We start from the raw sequence: 19,867 nt of genomic DNA on the forward strand, positions 1-19,867 counted from the left end.
AATTTGTAGCTGTTACTATCATAGTATACTAAAAGTCCAAATAAAGATTCAATTTATTGAATTCGTTGACCATGCTACATCCATTTAATCTTAGGTTCGGTTTTATTTTTAATGCGTTTGATGTTTTCACGATGACGGTACAATACAAAAATAGTTAATGCTGATGTAACGATGACCAGGCCCCACTCCCGGAAGATAACGGAGGTGATTATCGCAACAATGCCTGTAACCATGGATGAAAGGGAAACATACTTGGAAAAAAACAAGGTGACCATAAATGATATAATCATGACGACAAAAAGCCACGGATTAATGCCTAAAATGATTCCGCCTGATGTGGCGACAGCTTTGCCTCCATTGAATTTTGCAAATAGCGGGTATGTATGACCAAGAACAGCAAATAAGCCGATTATAAGCCGGGGAACGTCCACATCAAACAATAGAGGGAGAACCGTTGCCAGCGTACCTTTAAGGATATCAGCCAATATAACAATAGTACCGGCTTTGATACCTAAAATCCGGAATGTATTTGTAGCGCCGAGATTGCCGCTTCCATGTTCACGAATATCAATGTTATACCCAATCTTTCCAACAATTACGCCAGACGGAACCGACCCCAATAAATATGCGATAATTGCAAATACTAAAAACTCCATAACATTTCCCACTTTCCGCTACTTTTTTTGACTTTGTCCCATTTTACCATGAAGTGACGGTTTAAAGAACCTTTATTGATTGTGATGACAATAGTTTTTATAATGATTGTTAAGGGTATTGTAAAGTATTGTCGAAAATAAATAATGTTAAATCGAGGGTGAACCAGATGATTGAATTCAGTGATGTTAAAAAAACATATCCGGATGGCACAGAAGCACTCAAGGATTTTTCCTTAAGAATCAATGAGGGTGAGTTAGTCACGTTAATTGGTCCAAGCGGCTGCGGAAAAACAACGACAATGAAAATGGTCAACCGGCTGATTGAACCGACAGAAGGAACGATCTACATAAATGGCACGAATATCAATGATTATAATATTCATGAATTGCGCTGGAATATCGGATATGTTCTTCAGCAAATCGCATTGTTTCCCCATATGAACATTGGAGAAAATATTGCAGTTGTCCCCGAGATGAAAAAGTGGAAGCGGAGAGAAATCCGTAAAAGAAGTGAAGAATTGCTGGATATGGTAGGTCTTGATCCGTCGACTTACTTACATCGGAGACCAAGTGAATTATCAGGAGGGGAACAGCAGCGGGTTGGGGTTATCCGGGCACTGGCAGCTGACCCGGATATCATATTAATGGATGAGCCATTCAGCGCGCTGGACCCGATCAGCCGTGAACAATTACAACATGATATCAAAAAGCTGCATCAGGAAATAAGGAAGACGATTGTTTTTGTGACACACGATATTGACGAAGCGCTGGCGCTTGGTGATAAAGTCTGTCTTATGAAAGAAGGGCACATTAATCAGGTTGATACACCACAGCAACTGGTTTTGAATCCTGAAACGACATTTGTAAAGGAGTTTATCGGGGAGCGCAAATCACCGTGGCAAACCGCTATCGACGTCATAGCCGGCGAGACAGAGTCTTTTGTTATTACAAAATCAGCGTATGATGCAGGCAATTACTCAAAACAGGGTACGTTTATCGTTAAGGACAAAGATGACATGTTTGTTTCAGCGTTGGATAATGGAAAGCTAGTGGACAACGTCATAGTACTCAAAAACGATATGCCTCTTTATAAGGCTGTGGATGAATTGCAACAAAACAATCAGCAAATTTATCCCGTCTTAAAAGAAGAAAAGCTTGTTGGAACGTTGACTTATAAAGATGTCATCTCATATTTGAGGCGTGAAACTGCCGCAAAAGATGGGGTGATACAATAATGGCAGAATTCATCGATACTTTTCAGAACAGACAGGATATGCTGCTTGAAACCATTTGGGAGCATTTGCAGGTATCGCTGCTGTCACTGATTATTGCAATCATAATCGCTGTGCCGATTGGTCTTATATTGACCAGATATCAAAGGATTGCTGAACCTATTATTGGTTTATCTGCCATTATGCAGACGATCCCAAGCTTGGCTGTCCTGGCTTTTTTGATACCATTTTTTGGGATTGGCACGACTCCCGCCATTATCGCTCTGACAGTATATGGGTTGTTGCCTATTTTGAGGAACACATACACCGGGATTAATGAAGTCGAACCAGCACTAAAAGAGGCAGCTACAGGAATGGGTATGAATTCCGTAAAACGATTGACCAAAGTTGAACTTCCGATTGCTATGCCAGTCATTATGGCAGGCATAAGAACTTCTATGGTTCTGATTGTAGGAACAACGACAATTGCCGCATTGATCGGCGCCGGCGGTTTAGGTGAGCTTATTCTTCTGGGGATTGACCGCGGAGCAGATTTAAATCTTATTTTGCTTGGGGCTATTCCAGCTGCATTACTTGCGATTTTTCTAGATTTTGTATTACGCGGACTTGAAAAGTTTTCCAGACGTGCAGGGTTCAAATCGTTCACCGCAATGCTCATCATTGCTGTTTTAATCGTTGTATCGCCATTTTTCTTTTCCACTGCTAAGCAGTCTGACTTGACAATTGGTGGAAAACTCGGTTCTGAACCCGCTGTTCTGATTAATATGTACAAACTGCTGATTGAGGAAGAAACCGATCTGACAGTTGAACTTAAGCCAGGTTTGGGAAAGACCGCTTTTGTATTTAGCGCGTTAAAAAACGGCAATATCGATATTTACCCCGAATTCACTGGTACAGCGATTGTTACTCATTTGGATCAAGAAGCGGAAAGTAATAAAAAAAGTGAGGTCTATGAGCAGGCAAGACAGGGAATGCGGGAAAAATATGGGATGGCCATGTTGGAACCGATGGCATTTAACAATACCTATGCTGTTGTGACGAAACAGGATCTGGCTGAAACTCATGATCTTGAATCAATCGGCGATTTAAGGCGGATTGAAAATGATATCACTGCAGGTTTCACACTGGAATTTAAGGACCGTTATGACGGTTATGTCGGTATGCAGGAGGTTTATAACCTGGATATCTCCAACGTACAGACAATGGAGCCGGGAATTCGTCAGGACGCACTGGCAAACGGTGAAGTTGATGTTATTGACGCTTACGCGACAGATAGCTATATGGTTGAAATGAATCTGGTAACATTGGATGATCCTAAAAATTTATTCCCGCCTTATCAAGGTGCGCCACTGATGCGTGCGAGTACATTGGAGAAATATCCTGAACTGGACAAGATATTGAATCAACTCGGTGGCAAAATAACGGATGACCAGATGCGTCACATGAATTATCAAGTTGATTATAAAAACAAAGATCCAGTTGAGGTTGCCCGTGAATTTCTGATGGAAGAAGGTTTGCTTGAAGAGTAAGAAGATGTCGATATCAGTACAAACGGGCGTCGATTTAGAGCCGGCAGGGTATTATCAACCGGGGAACATATGATGAATTAAAGGATCGTGAGCTAACTGTCCTAACAGGCACATGTATTAAAGTAGCGCACTCACTCCTTGTTTGATGAATATGAAAATTGACTGAATGGCCTCTTGGGGTCATTCTTTTTTTGTACTAAAGTAAAATTATAGTATACTAATATACGTGTTTTAAGGTAGTATAAGAATAATTCAATAAAAAAAGCAGTTTACATTTACAAACGCTTGTTCTATCATTGTAATAACCGTTGTAGAACTTGTACCCTTGAAAAGAAAGAGAGGAGACGGGCTGCATGGCTAAAGAAGCTAAGGAGTCTTTACAATATACGGATGATTCGATTCAAGTACTGGAAGGGCTTGAAGCAGTAAGAAAAAGACCCGGAATGTACATAGGCAGCACTGATCAGCGCGGATTACATCACTTGGTTTTTGAGATTGTTGATAATGCTGTCGATGAGGCATTAGCCGGGCATGGATCAGTGATTAAAGTAACCATCCATCAGGATAATAGTATTTCTGTGGAAGACGCCGGACGCGGGATCCCTACAGGTGTTCATTCCAGCGGCAAACCAACAACAGAAGTCATCTTTACTGTTTTGCATGCCGGGGGAAAGTTTGGACAGAGCGGCTATAAAACAAGTGGCGGGTTGCATGGTGTAGGTGCATCCGTTGTCAATGGACTTTCCGAGTGGCTGGAAGTAACTATTTTCCGTGATGGTCATAAATATTATCAGCTTTTTGAAGGCGGCAAACCTGTCAGCTCTTTGGAAAAAATGGGCAAAACCAGTAAAAAAGGAACCGTTATTCATTTTAAACCGGATCCCGCCATTTTTTCGGTAAACGACTATAACTTTGAAACATTATCCGAACGGCTAAGAGAAGCAGCATTTTTGTTAAAGGGATTAAAAATCGAACTAACGGATGAACGGCATGCGCTAAAAGAGGCGTACCAATTTCCGGATGGTTTGGAGTCGTTTGTGTCGTATCTTAATGAAGAAAAAGATACGTTGCATCCGGTCGTTTCATTTGAAGGCGAGCAGCAAGGTATTGAAGTTGACTTCGCTTTTCAGTTTAATGATGGGTTTGCTGAAAGCATTCTCTCATTTGTAAATCATGTTCGGACCAAGGATGGAGGCACGCATGAATCTGGCGGGCGAACCGCTGTCACTCGAATTTTTAATGATTACGCCAGAAAAAACACATACCTGAAAGAAAAGGATAAAAATCTGGAAGGTTCAGATATCCGGGAAGGTTTTACGGCCATTATTTCGGTTCGCATACCGGAGGAAATGCTGCAGTTTGAGGGGCAGACAAAGGATAAGCTGGGGACACCGGAAGCGCGTTCTGTTATCGATTCTGTCGTTTCTGAAAAGCTGTCTTACTTCCTTGAAGAAAATCCCGATGCTGCGGGTATGCTGATCCGTAAAGCAATCAAGGCTAAAGAGGCTCGTGAGGCCGCTCGTAAGGCAAGAGAAGAATCAAGATCAGGAAAAAAGAAAAAACGGAAAGACACGTTGTTGAGTGGAAAGTTGACACCGGCACAATCTAAAAACCCGAAGAAAAATGAATTGTATCTGGTAGAGGGAGATTCCGCCGGCGGTTCAGCTAAACAAGGGCGCGATCGTAAATTCCAGGCCATTCTGCCACTGAGAGGAAAAGTCATCAATACTGAAAAAGCCAAGATTCAGGACATTTTAAAGAATGAAGAAATTTCGACGATCATTCATACCATTGGGGCGGGTGTCGGCGGTGATTTTGATTTAAAGGATGTACAATATGATAAGGTTATCATTATGACCGATGCTGACACAGACGGTGCGCATATCCAGGTTTTGCTTCTGACCTTCTTTTACCGGTACATGCGCCCGCTCGTTGAAGCAGGAATGGTTTACATCGCCTTGCCGCCACTTTATAAAATTACTAAAGGAAAAGGCAAAAAAGAAAAGACTGTGTACGCCTGGAATGATGATGAAATGAAACAAACGATTGAAGAATTCAAAAATGGCTATGTCATCCAACGCTATAAGGGTCTTGGTGAAATGAATGCCGATCAGCTATGGGAAACGACAATGGATCCGGAAACAAGAACGCTAATCAGAGTGACAATTGATGATCTTGCTCGCGCCGAAAGACGTGTGACCACCTTAATGGGCGACAAAGTTGAACCGCGAAGGAAATGGATTGAAGGTCACGTTGAATTCGGTATGACCGAAGATGCAAACATACTGGAGAACGATAAAATCCACTTACAATAATAGGATATACAGATTTTAGGGGGGATTGGATTGGCACAAGCTGAAAATTATTTGGATCTTCCGCTTGAAGAAGTGCTGGGGGACCGTTTTGGTAGATACAGTAAATATATCATTCAGGAACGCGCTTTGCCGGACGCCAGGGATGGATTGAAGCCTGTTCAGCGAAGAATTTTATATGCGATGAACGAAGAAAAAAATACACACGACAAAAATTTTCGTAAATCGGCCAAAACGGTTGGTACCGTTATCGGAAATTATCATCCGCACGGCGATAGTTCGGTATATGACGCAATGGTCCGGCTCAGTCAGGATTGGAAAGTCCGCAGCAGCCTCGTGGAAATGCATGGTAATAATGGAAGCATTGACGGGGATCCGCCTGCGGCAATGCGTTATACCGAAGCCAGGCTATCTAGCATCGCTTCGATAATGCTCCGTGATATCGAGAAGGAAACGGTTGATTTCATACCGAATTTTGATGATACCATAACTGAACCAGTAGTTCTTCCTGCTAAATTCCCAAACTTGCTTGTCAATGGTTCAACAGGTATTTCAGCAGGTTATGCAACAGATATACCGCCGCATAATTTGGCAGAAGTTGTAGATGCCGTCATTGCGAAAATTGATAAACCTTCCGTGACGGTGGATAAATTAATGGAGTTTCTGAAGGGTCCTGACTTTCCAACCGGTGGAACCATCCAAGGTGTTGATGGTATCCGAAAAGCGTATGAAACCGGAAAGGGAAAGGTCGTTGTCCGTGGTAAAGCTTCGATTGAAGATGTTCGCGGCGGGCGGCAGCAAATTGTCATTGATGAAATCCCGTACGACGTCAACAAAGCAGGCTTGGTCAAGAAAATGGATGAGCTGTATATTGACCGGAAGGTGGAAGGGATTGCCGAAGTCAGAGATGAAACGGATCGGACAGGACTGCGGATTGTGATTGAATTGAAAAAAGAGGCGAACAGCGAGGGTATTTTAAATTATCTGTATAAAAATACGGATTTGCAAGTGACATACAACTTCAATATGGTTGCAATCCAGGGTAAAACACCGAAGCTGTTATCATTGCCGGAAATTCTTGATTCATATGTTGCACATCAAAAGGACGTTCTAACAAGGCAGACCGTCTATGACTTAAATAAAGCAAAAGATCGTGCCCATATTGTGGATGGCCTGATAAAAGCAGTTTCCATTTTAGATGAGCTTATCGCGACGATTCGATCGTCAGACGATAAACAGGATGCCAAAAAACGTATCATTGCCACGTATAATTTTACGGAAGCACAAGCGGAAGCAATTGTCATGCTGCAGTTGTACAGGCTGACAAATACCGATGTCACATCGCTGGAACAGGAAGCCGAAGATTTAAAAAAGCGGATCAATGAGTATGAATCATTGCTGTCGAGTGAGAAAAAACTTCTGCAGCATATCAAAAAGGGATTAAGGCAAATCAAGAAATCCTATGCAGATGAACGGCGAACAATACTTGAAAAAGATATTGAAGAGCTAACGTTTAACATCGAAGTGACTGTGGCGAGTGAAGATGTTGTTGTATCGTCTACAAAAGATGGGTATGTCAAACGGACAAGTACGCGTTCATATAGTGCATCGAACGGTGGGGATCCCGGCATAAAAGAAGGTGATCATTTAGTCGGGTTATTTGAGCTGAATACCACTGATCATGTTTTGTTGTTTACTAATAAAGGCAAATACATTTATCTTCCTGTCCACGTATTACCGGATATCAAGTGGAAAGATATCGGACAGCATATTTCCAATATTGTCTCGATCGGCAGAGATGAACGGATTATCCAGAGTGTGCCTGTCCGCAATTTTGAAGAAGAACAGTATCTTATCTTCTTTACAAGAAACGGCGTGGTTAAACGCAGTGAATTGTCTTTATATAAGGCTCAACGTTATTCAAAAGCACTGATTGCCCTAAATCTCAAGGATGATGATGAAGTGATTGATGTGTTTCATACAAATGGTCACTGTGATGTATTTATTGCCTCCAATAAAGGGTTTGGCTTGTGGTATCACGAGTCCGAAATATCCATAGTCGGTCAGCGTGCAGCAGGTGTCAAAGCCATTAAACTCAAGAACGATGAACATGTTGTTAATGGTCAGGTGTTTGATGAATTAGCTGAACCCTCCATTGCCGTGGTAACACACCGTGGTGCAGCTAAACGGATGAAACTGAATCAATTTGAAAAATCCAGCCGTGCCAACAGAGGGGTCACCATGCTGCGTGAATTAAAAACAAAAGCTCACCGCCTGAGGGGATTATTTATGATAGATGAGCATGACATAATCTGCTTCCGGACAAACCAGGGTGTTACACACAGTATATTCCCATTGGAACTGTCAGTCAGTGACAGGTACAGTAACGGCTCATTCGTCATAGACAGTGACCACCGGGGTGAAGTTGCTGAAGTATGGAAAGAACCAATTTATCAAAAACCATTTGAAGACTAACAGCCCCATAGCAGGCGATATGACTTTAAGATCGCCTGCTGCTTATTTCCGAAAATTTCTTTTGGTTTTCAGAAAAATATGATATAATACGACTACAATAAGAAGGGAGGGGTCATAACGGACTTAAGAAACAAAATAGTCGATGAAGCATTGATTTTATTTGAAAAATACGGTTTTCACGGGGTGACTGTTAACCAGATTGTTGATAGAACAGGAACTTCCAAGGGAGGTTTCTATCATCATTTTACGAGCAAGGATGAATTGTTGTTTGTCATCCATGATGCGTTCATTACGTATGTATTGGAAAAGGCAACAATGGCGACTGAAATGTTTTCTGATCCGACTGAAAAGTTGCAGGCTATCATCAAAGATTTTGTGAAAACATTTGACCTATACAAACCTCACATTTCGGTTTTTTATCAAGAAAACATTTACTTAAAACCCGAATATGAAAATCGCATCAAGAAAAAACGCGATCAATTTAAAGACATTGTACTACACACTTTGAGAGAAGGAAAAGAAGCCGGAGCATTCCGCGCGGATCTTTCAGTTGACATAACAACTATGGCAATATTGGGAATGGTCAACTGGACATACAAGTGGTATACGTATTCCGGCGCGAAGACGATTGACGAAATTGGTTCGATTTATGTGGATTTAATTTTACGCGCAGTATTGAAAGCGGATTCAACTTCAGGAAGTACATATGAGAATTTATTGATTAACAGCGTTAGAGAAGATTTTCACATGTAGCGATTTTTTTATGACTACCACAGACCAACCAGTCGGTCTTTATTTGAAGGGGGTTAGACATGAATTTCGAGCTGACAAAAGAACAGACGATGATTCAGAAAATGGTACATGATTTTGCTGAGAAAGTTATTAAGCCAAGAGCCATTGAAATTGATAGAGAGGAAAAATTCCCGCTGGATATATTTAAACAAATGGGTGAACTTGGCATTTTGGGTATTCCTTTTCCAGAAAGGTATGGCGGTTCCGGCGGTGACACGCTTTCCTATGCTATAGCGGTTGAAGAAGTTGGCAGAGTGTGCGGCAGTACCGGTCTCAGTTTTGCAGCAACTGTCTCACTCGGCGCCAGTCCTATCTACTATTTTGGCACCGACGACCAGAAAGAAAAATATCTGATGCCAATGGCAGAAGGAAGAGCGCTCGGTTCATTCGGGCTGACCGAGCCAAATGCCGGGTCAGACGCGGGGGGGACCAAAACAACAGCAGTGGAAGATGGTGACGATTATATCATCAATGGCGAGAAATGTTTTATCACTAATGCGAGCTACGCAAAAACGATTATTGTCACTGCCGTTACTGGTAAAAACGATCAGGGCAGGAATATCATCTCCGCTATCATTATACCAACAGACACCAAGGGACTAACTATTACCAGCAACTACGATAAAATGGGGGTTCGCGGTTCAGATACAGCTGAGATTGTGCTGGATAATGTCAGAGTACCGAAAGAGAACCTGCTTGGGGATCCACAAAAAGGTTTTAACCAGTTCCTTTATACGTTGGATGGAGGCAGAATATCGATTGCATCGCTTGGTCTCGGAATTGCTCAGGCATCACTTGATAAAGCACTTGCTTATGCGAAAGAACGTAAACAATTCGGCAAATCGATATCTGACTTTCAGGCGGTTCAATTCAAACTTGCCGATATGTCTATGGAGGTTGAACTTGCGCGGAATATGGTGTATAAAGCAGCGTGGCTGAAAGATCAGGATAAGCCATTTGCTAAAGAGGCCGCATATGCCAAGCTTTATGCAACGGAAACCGCCTTCCGCGCAGCCAACCAGGCTATTCAGGTTCATGGGGGCTATGGTTATATGCGTGAATATGAAGTGGAGCGGTATTTACGTGATGCAAAACTGCTTGAGATTGGAGAGGGCACATCCGAAGTACAGCGGATGGTTATAGCAAGACAGTTGGGATGCTGATAGGGGGATTCGATGATAAACAAAATATTGATTGCCAATCGCGGTGAAATTGCAGCGCGGGTCATCCGTACATGTAAAGAGCTGAATATTGATACTGTTGCTGTTTATTCAGAAGCTGATCAGAAAGCGCCTTTTGTATCAATGGCTGATGAAAGCTTCTTACTGGGGCCTCCGCGTGTACAGGATAGCTACCTGAATGTGGAGAAGATCATTTCAATTGCGAAAGAAGCCAAGGTGGATGCGATTCATCCAGGCTACGGCTTTTTGAGTGAAAACGGTGTGTTTGCTGAAAAATGCGAGCAGGCGGGTATCCGGTTTATCGGCCCTTCTGCTGAAGTTATAGAGGAAATGGGAAGTAAAATTGCTGCACGAGAAGCTATGGAAAATGCAGGAGTTCCTGTCGTTCCAGGGACAGATGGTGCTGTTGCATCGTCAGATGAGGCTATTGAAATTGCCCGTGACATCGGGTATCCGATTATGCTCAAAGCGTCTGCAGGCGGTGGTGGAATTGGCATGCAAGTCGTCAATACTGAACAAGAATTGACAAAAGCATTTGAAAGCAATTCCAAACGGGCTCGGACATTTTTTGGTGATGGTGCCATGTTTATGGAGAAAAAATTAGATCATGCCCGCCATATCGAAATACAGCTTCTGGCAGACAGTCATGGGAATGCCATTCATTTGTTCGAACGGGAATGTTCGATCCAACGTCGCAATCAAAAAGTAGTGGAGGAAGCGCCGTCGTCATTTATATCGAATGAAATCAGGCAGAAAATGGGGGAGACAGCTGTCAAAGCGGCTAAAGCACTCGAATATGTCAATGCCGGAACAATTGAATTTCTCGTGGACAAAGAGGAAAATTTCTATTTTCTGGAGATGAACACACGCATTCAAGTGGAACACCCGGTGACAGAAGAAATAACCGGGCTGGATATTGTCGAGGCGCAAATCCGCATTGCAGAGGGAAGGGAGCTCTCGATCAGTCAATCAGATGTGAAAATGGATGGTCATGCCATTGAAGTGCGCATCTATGCAGAAGACCCGGTAACTTTTTTTCCATCTCCGGGGCACATTTCAGCATTTGAATTGCCGGAGGGCGAGCATATCCGTAATGAATATGCTGTAACAGATGATTATGATGTTACCCCATATTACGATCCAATGATTGGCAAGCTGATTGCAAAAGGAACTGACCGAAGTGAAGCTATTACCTTTTTAAAAGAGGCATTATCAACCTATAAAATCGAAGGTATTAAAACCAATATTGCCATGTTGAAGGCAGTGGTTGAGCACGATCAATTCAAAAGCGGCAATACGACAACAGCATTTATAGAAACATATTATTTACCCATGACTAAACCAAACTAGGGAGGTTGTATACATGACAGAAATCAAAGCCTCAATGGCAGGCAGTGTATGGAAGATTACAGTAGCGGGAGGTGATAAAGTAGAATCTGATCAGGACGTTGTTATCCTGGAGTCTATGAAGATGGAGATACCGATTGCAGCTGAAACGGATGGCACTGTCAAGGAATTGAAAGTTGCAGAAGGTGATTTTGTCAATGAAGGGGACGTCATAGCGATCATTGAATGATTCAGGACTATTGTTGTTCCAGTCCCTTCTAAGGGTCTGGAACAGTTGTTTAGTCAGATCTTTAGATTCGATTTGAAAGGAGTATAAATCTATTATGGCATCTTTTATAGATTATGAGATAAAAGATAATCATATCGCCATTTTAACACTTAATCGGCCGGAAGCGATGAATGCACTGTCAAAAGGGCTGCTTAAGGAATTAAATGATCGAATTCAAAAAATTAATGCTGACGATTCCATCCGGTGCACAATCATTACTGCTTCGGGTGAAAAAGCCTTTTGCGCTGGTGCAGATCTTAAGGAACGAAAAGGAATGAACGACGAACAAGTAATTGAGGCGGTTCAATATATCGGAAGCACCGCGGTAAACATTGAAAGTATGAGAATGCCCGTTATAGCAGCTATTAATGGAGCGGCTTTCGGAGGTGGGCTGGAACTGGCATTGTCCTGTGACATCAGAATTGCCACCAATTATGCCAAATTGGGACTCACTGAAACATCCTTGGCCATTATTCCTGGAGCAGGTGGGACCCAGCGTCTGCCACGGTTAATCGGTTCAGGCCAGGCTAAACGCCTTATTTTCACAGCACAGCCCATCACCGCTGAAGAAGCATTTCAATTGGGTATTGCCGAACAAGTTGTATCAACAGAAAATTTGCTGCAGGAAGCCGTTAATATGGCGCAGTCGATTATTAAAAATGGTCCTATTGCACTCCGTCAGGCAAAAACAGCTATTAATCAGGGCCTTCAGACTAATATTACAACAGGCCTCTCGATTGAACATCTATGCTATAAAGAAACAATAACGACGGATGATCAGCTCGAAGGATTGCACGCCTTTAAAGAAAAACGCAATCCGGTGTACCAGGGCAAATAATCGAAGCAAGGAGGATGAAAATGAATTATATTGAAGATTTACAAAAACGCGTTGGAACAATCAAAAAAGGCGGCCATAGCAAATACCATCAAAAAAATGAAGAAAAAGGAAAGTTGTTTGTCCGGAAAAGGCTTGAATTATTATTCGATGAAGACATGGACATAGAAGATGCTTTTTTTGCAAATTGTATGGATGAAGGTTTACCTTCAGATGGCGTTGTGACGGGAATAGGCAAGGTGAATGGTCAGGATGTCTGTATCATGGCTAATGATTCCACGGTAAAAGCAGGCTCCTGGGGCAAACGGACAGTGGAAAAAATTATCCGTATACAAGAAACAGCAGCAAAACTGGAAATTCCCATGCTCTACCTGGTGGATTCAGCGGGTGCGCGTATTACAGATCAAGTCGAAATGTTCCCTGGACGCCGCGGAGCAGGTCGTATTTTTCATAATCAGATTAAACTGTCAGGCCGGGTACCGCAAGTATGCCTGCTTTTCGGCCCATCGGCGGCAGGAGGCGCATACATACCGGCATTCTGTGATATAGTGGTCATGGTTGATGGCAATGCGTCCATGTACCTTGGGTCTCCAAGAATGGCTGAAAAAGTTATCGGAGAGAGAGTCAGCCTTGAGGAAATGGGCGGTGCTAATATGCATTGCTCTGTATCCGGTGTTGGTGATGTGCTGGTGAAATCTGAAGAAGAAGCCATCTCATACACACGCAGTTACCTTGGCTATTTTCCTGCGAATTTCAGAAATAAGCCTGAAGCTTCTGAGCTGAAACATGTTAAGGAATTTGAAAAATCCATATCGGACCTTATTCCGGAAAATCAGAATGCACCATTTAATATGTATGATTTTATCAAACGGATTATTGATGAGGACAGCTTTTGTGAGGTCAAGAAGACATTCGCTCCGGAACTAATTACCGGTCTCGCCCGAATAAACGGTAAGTCTGTCGGAATTATTGCTAATCAACCACGAATGAAGGGCGGTGTGTTGTTTCCGGATTCTGCCGATAAGGGGGCGAAGTTCATTCAATTGTGTGATTCGTTTAATATTCCATTACTCTTTTTAATGGATGTTCCGGGTTTCATGATTGGAACAAAAGTTGAGCAAGCAGGCATTATTCGTCATGGGGCTAAAATGCTGGCAATGATGAGTGAGGCGACGGTACCGAAAATCTCAGTTGTTGTGCGCAAGGCTTACGGCGCAGGTCTTTATGCCATGGCTGGACCTGCATTTGAACCGGATGCCTCTCTGGCACTTCCAACCGCTCAAATTGCTGTCATGGGACCGGAAGCAGCTGTCAACGCTGTATATGCCAATAAAATTGCAGAACTCCCTGAAGAAGAGCGATCAGCTTTTATAAAAGAAAAGCAAGAAGAATATAAAGACAACATCGATATTTATCGTTTAGCTTCGGAAATGGTTGTAGATGCCATTGTTGATCCACAGGACTTACGGGAGGATCTTATTAAACGATATAAGATATATGAAGCAAAAAACATAACATTCACTGAACGTAAACATGGTGTATATCCTGTGTAATACCTAACTCTCCTGGTAATCATTATCATGCCGGGAGGGTTGGCTTTATTTTTGTAAGTGCTTTGGTTTGTGTTATAACACTAGGAGCCTTGGACAGAATTAAAATATACAATACTAAAGGTGCGTGTTCAAAAAGTCCGGTAAAAATGACACTTCGAATTTCTTCGTTGGCTTGTTTCTCCGCTTAGCGGAGGAAATATACTTAGCTCCTGCGGGAGGAAAGACCTCGGTGAGCCTCCTTGTACTCCGCACTGCGGGATCTTACCTATGCCTATCCCAAATATGGTTATGTCAATGAATATGAATTTCACGCTTGAAAAGCTGAAATATGATACCATTAATTTAGTGGCAATGGTTTAACCAACCTGTTGTGTAAATGAGGGGTATTATAATAATCAAAGAGGTGACAAAACAATGAAGATTAAGGACTTCATGATTACCGATGTAATTTCTGTGCGGGAAGATGTGAAAATTAAAGATCTTTTGAAAACATTTGTCGATCATAAAATTGGCGGGGTCCCGGTCGTTGATGAAAATTCCCGTTTGATTGGGATGATCAGTGACGGGGATATCATCCGTTACCTGGAGCCTGATGGACGGACAATTTACGATGCGTTTTCCATGGTATTTATAAGCCAAAAAGAAGGGTTGGCACATAAAATAGAAACCAGCATCGAACATCTTTCCTCGGAAATTATGAAAAAAAGTGTCTATACGGTACTTCCGGATGATGAAATTGAAAGGGCACTGTCAATATTATCCCGCTACCACTTCAAAAAAGTTCCGGTTGTTGATGAATCGAACAAGGTTATCGGTGTTATAAGCCGCGGGGATATTATCCGGTCGGTGTATAATAAAGTGATTTCAAATACAGATGATTGATCGAGGATTGCATGTACTGCCATCGTATGTGACGGTGAAAAATGGCTACCAGCAGTGGACATAGGCACGACTATTTCCACAGCATAAAAACTTAGAGTTGAGATAGCTTCCTGCAAGAAATCGACTCACACACTTTATGAAAACTTATCGACGCGACAGATGTTACTTTGCTATAATACCTTAAGCAGTGTTTCGATGGAAGGGAAACGGATAGCCTAATGATAACAACAGATAATCAAACTCAAATCACCCAGCAACATTTAGCGGCGCTTTACCAGGCGATGTCTGAAAATGGTGATATGAAAAGTGCCGATAAACTGCTCCAAATCTACGAAAAATGGAATAATCAAGAGACTATGATCAGTTTTACTGGTCATTTTTCTGCTGGCAAATCCTCTATGATTAATAGTCTCCTTGGAAAATCAATCCTGCCCAAAAGTCCAATACCGACAAGTGCGAACATCGTTAAAATAACATCCGGTAAGGGCTTGGCACGCGTTTATACGGACCGGGGGACGACAATAGAATATGAAGAACCATATGATATCGATCTCATAAAAGAATATGCAAAAAACAAGGGCGATATCAAGGAGATTGAAATAAGTACAAAAGAAGCTATTTTGCCTGATGGTTGTATGATTATCGATACTCCCGGCATAGATGCTGCAGACGATGCTGACCGCTTGATCACAGAATCTTCTTTACATCTCGTTGATGTTCTGTTTTATGTCATGGATTACAACCATGTCCAATCGGAGGTCAATTTACGTTTCCTGAAAAAAGTGCAGAATTATAGGATACCTGTGTACATGATTGTGAACCAGATCGACAAACATAATGAACAAGAGCTAGCATTTGAGGATTTCGTCGAAAAAATTAAACAAACGTTTGATCAATGGAGCATTCATCCGGAAGCAATCTATTACACGTCTTTGTCCAAGGCCAGTATACCCCATAACCAGTTAGATAGTATTAAAATGAAACTGTGGTATATGCTTGGTACACAGAGAGAAGATTTAATTCATATCAAACGGTCTGTTGATCAGGTAATTCAAGAGCATAAAGATTATTTACGTGAGTTTTTTGAAAACCAAACGGCAGAACGGGAACTGACAGACGGGGATAATCTGACAGACATCTCAGGGCGTTTGGACGAATTGCAAACCGAAATAGACCATTTGAACGGATTACCGGATCAGATAGAGAAAGATTATCGCGATGAATTAAATATAACTTTGAAAAATGCTTACCTGATGCCGGCAAAGCTGCGCGAAACAGCCCAATTATTTTTAGAATCTCAGCAGAGTGATTTTAAAGTCGGGTTATTGGGGTCAAAGAAAAAGACGGTGGAAGAGCGGAAAGAACGAGAAAAGGCGTTTTTGAAAGGGTTACAGCAGAATATTGAGACATCTGTTCAATGGAGACTTCGTGACAAATTGCTGAATCTGCTGCATCAATACGGCATCTATAATCAGGCACTGACGCAGCACATTCAAAATATTTCAATCACCTATGATTCAGACTCACTAAAAGCGTTGATTAAACCTGGTGCAACTGTGAACAGCAACTATGTTCTGCATTATACCGATGATATCAGCCATGATATAAAACAATCATATAAGCAGAAGGCCATGCAATTTATAGGTTCCATTCGCGATGAAATATCACAAAATACAGCCAATGAATTGGAAGCAATGGAGACCGAGTATAGTGAACTCGAGCAAATTAAGACGCAACAGGAAATGCAAGAGAGATTAAAACATAAATGGCAGGAAAAAGTTCATAAAATTGATGCTGCTCTGACAGATCCCAATCCGGACGCTTACGTGTTTGAACTGATGGAAGACTATCTGACAGCAAACCAAATAGCGGTCACCGAGGCAGAAGCAATTCCTATTCCGGAAACAAATAAACACACTATCGCGGAGAGGACTAAGCAGTCTACAGATAAATCAGTGTACCCGGATCAGGATATCTTGGCCGATTTGGAAAAAACAATGGATACAATTTCGGACATGCCGGGATTCGAATCGATTATAGATGACTTAAAGCGAAAATACAACAGGCTGAATAAACGGACGTACACCATCGCTTTATTTGGAGCATTCAGTGCCGGGAAATCATCTTTGGCTAATGCTTTAATTGGGGAATATATTTTGCCATCAGCGCCTAATCCGACGACTGCTGTCATTAATCGTATCCATCCGGTTACGAAACCACATCCGCACGGAACAGTAATTGTTAAAATGAAGAATGAGAAGACGCTTGTTAAAGAACTGACAGCCCTGATCGATCAATTTTCGCCCAAAGCAAGTCACCTTGATGAATTACTGGAATGGATAACCAAGCACCATATCCATCAAAGTGATCAATTGAAAAAAACACATCAGGCATATCTAAAAAACATGTTAAAAGGGTATTATGACAATAAAAGTGCCATCGGACAAAAGCAGACCATACAATTAGCAGATTTTGCCGCCTATGTGACAGATGAAACAATTGCTTGTTTTCTCGAGTCAGTTGATCTTTATTACGATTGTTCATTGACACGGAATGGGATTACGCTCGTTGATACGCCGGGTGCTGACTCTATCAACGCCAGACATACCAATGTCGCATTTGATTATATTAAATATGCGGATGCCATTCTTTATGTTACGTATTATAATCACGCTTTTTCACGCGCTGATAAAGATTTTTTGATGCAGCTGGGAAGGGTGAAGGATACTTTCCATCTGGATAAAATGTTTTTTATCATGAATGCTTCCGACCTTGCAGAGGACAAATCAGAACTGCAAATGGTACAGCAATATATTAAAGAGCAACTGACTGTTTTAGGTATCCGTTTTCCAAGACTGTTTGCCGTTTCAAGTAAGCAATCAATTATGGAGAAACAAGCTGATAAAGTATTAAATGATCAAATGGCAGATTTTGAAGCTGCATTCACTCAGTTTATCCATCACGAATTGGCCGCTATTACACTTTATTCGGCTGTCCGGGATATACAACGAGCAAAGCAGGCAGTAGAGCAATACCTGGATTCTTTGCAGATGAACGCTTCGGAAAAGGAACAGGCCCGAACGGATTTAATGGAAAAACAAACATCGTTGATCAAGCTTGTTGACGACATCGATTCGGGTTTATATGAGCAGAAAATCAGCCAAAAACTTGAGAAACAATTATATTATGTGCTTGAGCGCCTGTCGATCCGGTTTCATGATTTATTCAAGGAAACGTTTAATCCGGCAACCATTACCGGCTCAGGTAAAGAAGCTAAACAGCAATTGGAAAACAGTTTATGGAACCTCCTTGATTACGCCGGTTATGAATTGTTACAGGAACTGCGTGCGGTTTCGCTGCGTATCGAATCATTTATTTATGATTTGAAACGGGAAGTTCATCTTGATTATACCAGTAGAAGCGGTGCAATCGACAATGGCTTTTTACTACCTGATTTTGAACAATCGGAGCTGTCGACACCTGATTATGATCAGGCATTTGTGAACCTTAATCCACATACATTTGATAAAGAGTTGAAGCATTTTAGCGGGACAAAGGCATTTTTTGCTAAAAATGAAAAAGAACACATGAAAGAGAGTTTGTTCGATCGGTTGTATCCATTTGCGGATGATTATATTGCTGAAAATCACAAAAAAATGCGCGCATCTTATACTCTTCAATGGAACGACATGATAGATACAATGAAACATTTTATTATTTGTCATGCCAAAAGTTATATTGATAGTCAACTGTATATGATCGGCGATCAGTCTATGGATATTGGAACTTTACGTAAAAAGCACGAACAACTAAATTTTATTTTAACTGGGTATGAGGGGATGAAAGTAACATGACGACAAAGCAGCAGAACATTATGCTGGTGGATGGAATGGCTTTACTTTTTCGCGGATTTTTTGCTACAGCATTCAGTGGGAACTTTATGAAAACCAGCAATGGCATGCCAACTAATGGTGTTTATCAGTTTATACGGTATTTTCTTGATGCAACTGAAAGATTTGTGCCCTCACATGTTATTTGCTGCTGGGATATGGGCAGCAAAACGTTTCGAACTGATTTATACGAGGGTTACAAGGCAAATCGGTCTAAGCCGCCGGAAGAACTCATTCCGCAATTTGATCTCGCCAAAGAGGTTGTTGAAGCTTTCGATATTCCCAATATCGGGGTGAAAAATTTTGAAGCCGATGACTGTATGGGTACTCTGGCAAGGCAATACGCTAAAGACCATAATGTTCTGATTGTAACTGGTGACCAGGATATTTTGCAGCTTGTTGATGATGGAATTCGTGTCGCTATTATGCGCAAGGGCATCGGAAACTACGAAGTCTTTGAAAAAGATTCATTCGTTCACCAGAAAGGTTTGCATCCTGGACAATTGATAGATTTAAAGGGTTTAATGGGCGATACATCAGATAACTATCCCGGCGTTAAAGGAATTGGCGAAAAAACGGCATTAAAGCTCATTCAGGAATATGAATCAATTGACCGAATTCTTGAACATATAGACAATCTGCCAAAAGGTGTGCAAAAGAAAATCCGCGAGAATAAAGACATGCTTTATTTATCAAGGCAGTTGGCAGAAATCAGGTGTGATGTTTCAATCGATTGCACATTAGATGACGCGTTATGGGAATATGATCCTCGTGTTGTCGAAGAAAAATTTGCAAGTCTTGAATTCAGCAATTTGGTAAAATTGGTAAATTAAATAAGAACTTGGGGTTGGGACATAGCTAAAATGTTTAACATTAAAAACGAATGATAACTGGCATATGTAAGAGTGATGTTCG

The 19,867-nt window shown here is 41.6% G+C and carries 14 protein-coding genes; 13 read left to right on the top strand and 1 reads right to left on the bottom strand.

Annotated features, from left to right (window positions below; genetic code table 11):
- Window positions 1-74 precede the first annotated feature (74 nt).
- Window positions 75-656: a glycerol-3-phosphate 1-O-acyltransferase PlsY gene (gene plsY / locus IEW67_RS02220; RefSeq protein WP_188631424.1), complete on the bottom strand. Its 582-nt coding sequence runs from the start codon at window positions 654-656 to the stop codon at window positions 75-77.
- 167 nt (window positions 657-823) lie between these two features.
- Between plsY and IEW67_RS02225 the strand changes: the two genes are divergently transcribed.
- From IEW67_RS02225 to IEW67_RS02285, 13 genes are all read left to right on the top strand, one after another.
- Window positions 824-1,891 (top strand): ABC transporter ATP-binding protein, encoded by a 1,068-nt coding sequence (locus IEW67_RS02225; protein WP_188631425.1) that lies wholly within the window; start codon window positions 824-826, stop codon window positions 1,889-1,891.
- Window positions 1,891-3,417, top strand: a complete 1,527-nt coding sequence (locus tag IEW67_RS02230; protein WP_188631426.1) for an ABC transporter permease/substrate-binding protein — start codon at window positions 1,891-1,893, stop codon at window positions 3,415-3,417. The genes IEW67_RS02225 and IEW67_RS02230 overlap by 1 nt, the downstream gene beginning before the upstream one ends.
- Window positions 3,418-3,770: 353 nt before the next feature.
- Window positions 3,771-5,732, top strand: a complete 1,962-nt coding sequence (gene parE / locus IEW67_RS02235) for a DNA topoisomerase IV subunit B (RefSeq protein ID WP_188631427.1) — start codon at window positions 3,771-3,773, stop codon at window positions 5,730-5,732.
- A gap of 30 nt (window positions 5,733-5,762) precedes the next feature.
- Window positions 5,763-8,204, top strand: a complete 2,442-nt coding sequence (gene parC, locus IEW67_RS02240) for a DNA topoisomerase IV subunit A (RefSeq protein ID WP_188631428.1) — start codon at window positions 5,763-5,765, stop codon at window positions 8,202-8,204.
- 114 nt (window positions 8,205-8,318) lie between these two features.
- Complete coding sequence (locus IEW67_RS02245) at window positions 8,319-8,957, top strand: TetR/AcrR family transcriptional regulator (RefSeq protein ID WP_188631524.1); 639 nt, start codon at window positions 8,319-8,321, stop codon at window positions 8,955-8,957.
- 59 nt (window positions 8,958-9,016) lie between these two features.
- Entirely contained in the window at window positions 9,017-10,159 is a 1,143-nt protein-coding gene (locus tag IEW67_RS02250) for an acyl-CoA dehydrogenase family protein (RefSeq protein ID WP_188631429.1), read from the top strand.
- Window positions 10,160-10,171: 12 nt separating this feature from the next.
- On the top strand, window positions 10,172-11,527 hold the full coding sequence (locus IEW67_RS02255; RefSeq protein WP_188631430.1) for an acetyl-CoA carboxylase biotin carboxylase subunit: 1,356 nt from the start codon (window positions 10,172-10,174) through the stop codon (window positions 11,525-11,527).
- Between the two features lie 13 nt (window positions 11,528-11,540).
- Window positions 11,541-11,753, top strand: coding sequence for an acetyl-CoA carboxylase biotin carboxyl carrier protein subunit (locus IEW67_RS02260; RefSeq protein ID WP_188631431.1), 213 nt, complete (start codon window positions 11,541-11,543; stop codon window positions 11,751-11,753).
- Between the two features lie 94 nt (window positions 11,754-11,847).
- A complete protein-coding gene (locus IEW67_RS02265) occupies window positions 11,848-12,630 on the top strand; it encodes an enoyl-CoA hydratase (RefSeq protein WP_188631432.1) in 783 nt (260 codons plus the stop codon).
- A 20-nt stretch (window positions 12,631-12,650) separates the two neighbouring features.
- Window positions 12,651-14,180 (top strand): acyl-CoA carboxylase subunit beta, encoded by a 1,530-nt coding sequence (locus IEW67_RS02270; protein ID WP_188631433.1) that lies wholly within the window; start codon window positions 12,651-12,653, stop codon window positions 14,178-14,180.
- Between the two features lie 414 nt (window positions 14,181-14,594).
- Window positions 14,595-15,062 carry a CBS domain-containing protein gene (locus IEW67_RS02275; protein WP_188631434.1) on the top strand — a complete coding sequence of 156 codons (468 nt, stop codon included), beginning with the start codon at window positions 14,595-14,597 and terminating at the stop codon, window positions 15,060-15,062.
- 218 nt (window positions 15,063-15,280) lie between these two features.
- Complete coding sequence (locus IEW67_RS02280) at window positions 15,281-18,916, top strand: dynamin family protein (RefSeq protein WP_188631435.1); 3,636 nt, start codon at window positions 15,281-15,283, stop codon at window positions 18,914-18,916.
- Window positions 18,913-19,785, top strand: coding sequence for a 5'-3' exonuclease (locus tag IEW67_RS02285; RefSeq protein ID WP_188631436.1), 873 nt, complete (start codon window positions 18,913-18,915; stop codon window positions 19,783-19,785). The genes IEW67_RS02280 and IEW67_RS02285 overlap by 4 nt, the downstream gene beginning before the upstream one ends.
- The last annotated feature ends 82 nt before the right edge of the window (window positions 19,786-19,867 follow it).

It is taken from the genome of Lentibacillus kapialis (assembly GCF_014646635.1).
Classification (GTDB): Bacteria; Bacillota; Bacilli; order Bacillales; family Amphibacillaceae; genus Lentibacillus; species Lentibacillus kapialis.

Excerpts from the sequence above, each read along its gene's own strand:
- plsY (WP_188631424.1), bottom strand. The coding sequence starts at position 656 with ATGGAGTTTTTAGTATTTGCAATTATCGCATATTTATTGGGGTCGGTT.
- IEW67_RS02225 (WP_188631425.1), top strand. The coding sequence starts at position 824 with ATGATTGAATTCAGTGATGTTAAAAAAACATATCCGGATGGCACAGAA.
- IEW67_RS02230 (WP_188631426.1), top strand. The coding sequence starts at position 1,891 with ATGGCAGAATTCATCGATACTTTTCAGAACAGACAGGATATGCTGCTT.
- parE (WP_188631427.1), top strand. The coding sequence starts at position 3,771 with ATGGCTAAAGAAGCTAAGGAGTCTTTACAATATACGGATGATTCGATT.
- IEW67_RS02250 (WP_188631429.1), top strand. The coding sequence starts at position 9,017 with ATGAATTTCGAGCTGACAAAAGAACAGACGATGATTCAGAAAATGGTA.
- IEW67_RS02255 (WP_188631430.1), top strand. The coding sequence starts at position 10,172 with ATGATAAACAAAATATTGATTGCCAATCGCGGTGAAATTGCAGCGCGG.
- IEW67_RS02260 (WP_188631431.1), top strand. The coding sequence starts at position 11,541 with ATGACAGAAATCAAAGCCTCAATGGCAGGCAGTGTATGGAAGATTACA.
- IEW67_RS02265 (WP_188631432.1), top strand. The coding sequence starts at position 11,848 with ATGGCATCTTTTATAGATTATGAGATAAAAGATAATCATATCGCCATT.
- IEW67_RS02270 (WP_188631433.1), top strand. The coding sequence starts at position 12,651 with ATGAATTATATTGAAGATTTACAAAAACGCGTTGGAACAATCAAAAAA.
- IEW67_RS02275 (WP_188631434.1), top strand. The coding sequence starts at position 14,595 with ATGAAGATTAAGGACTTCATGATTACCGATGTAATTTCTGTGCGGGAA.
- IEW67_RS02280 (WP_188631435.1), top strand. The coding sequence starts at position 15,281 with ATGATAACAACAGATAATCAAACTCAAATCACCCAGCAACATTTAGCG.
- IEW67_RS02285 (WP_188631436.1), top strand. The coding sequence starts at position 18,913 with ATGACGACAAAGCAGCAGAACATTATGCTGGTGGATGGAATGGCTTTA.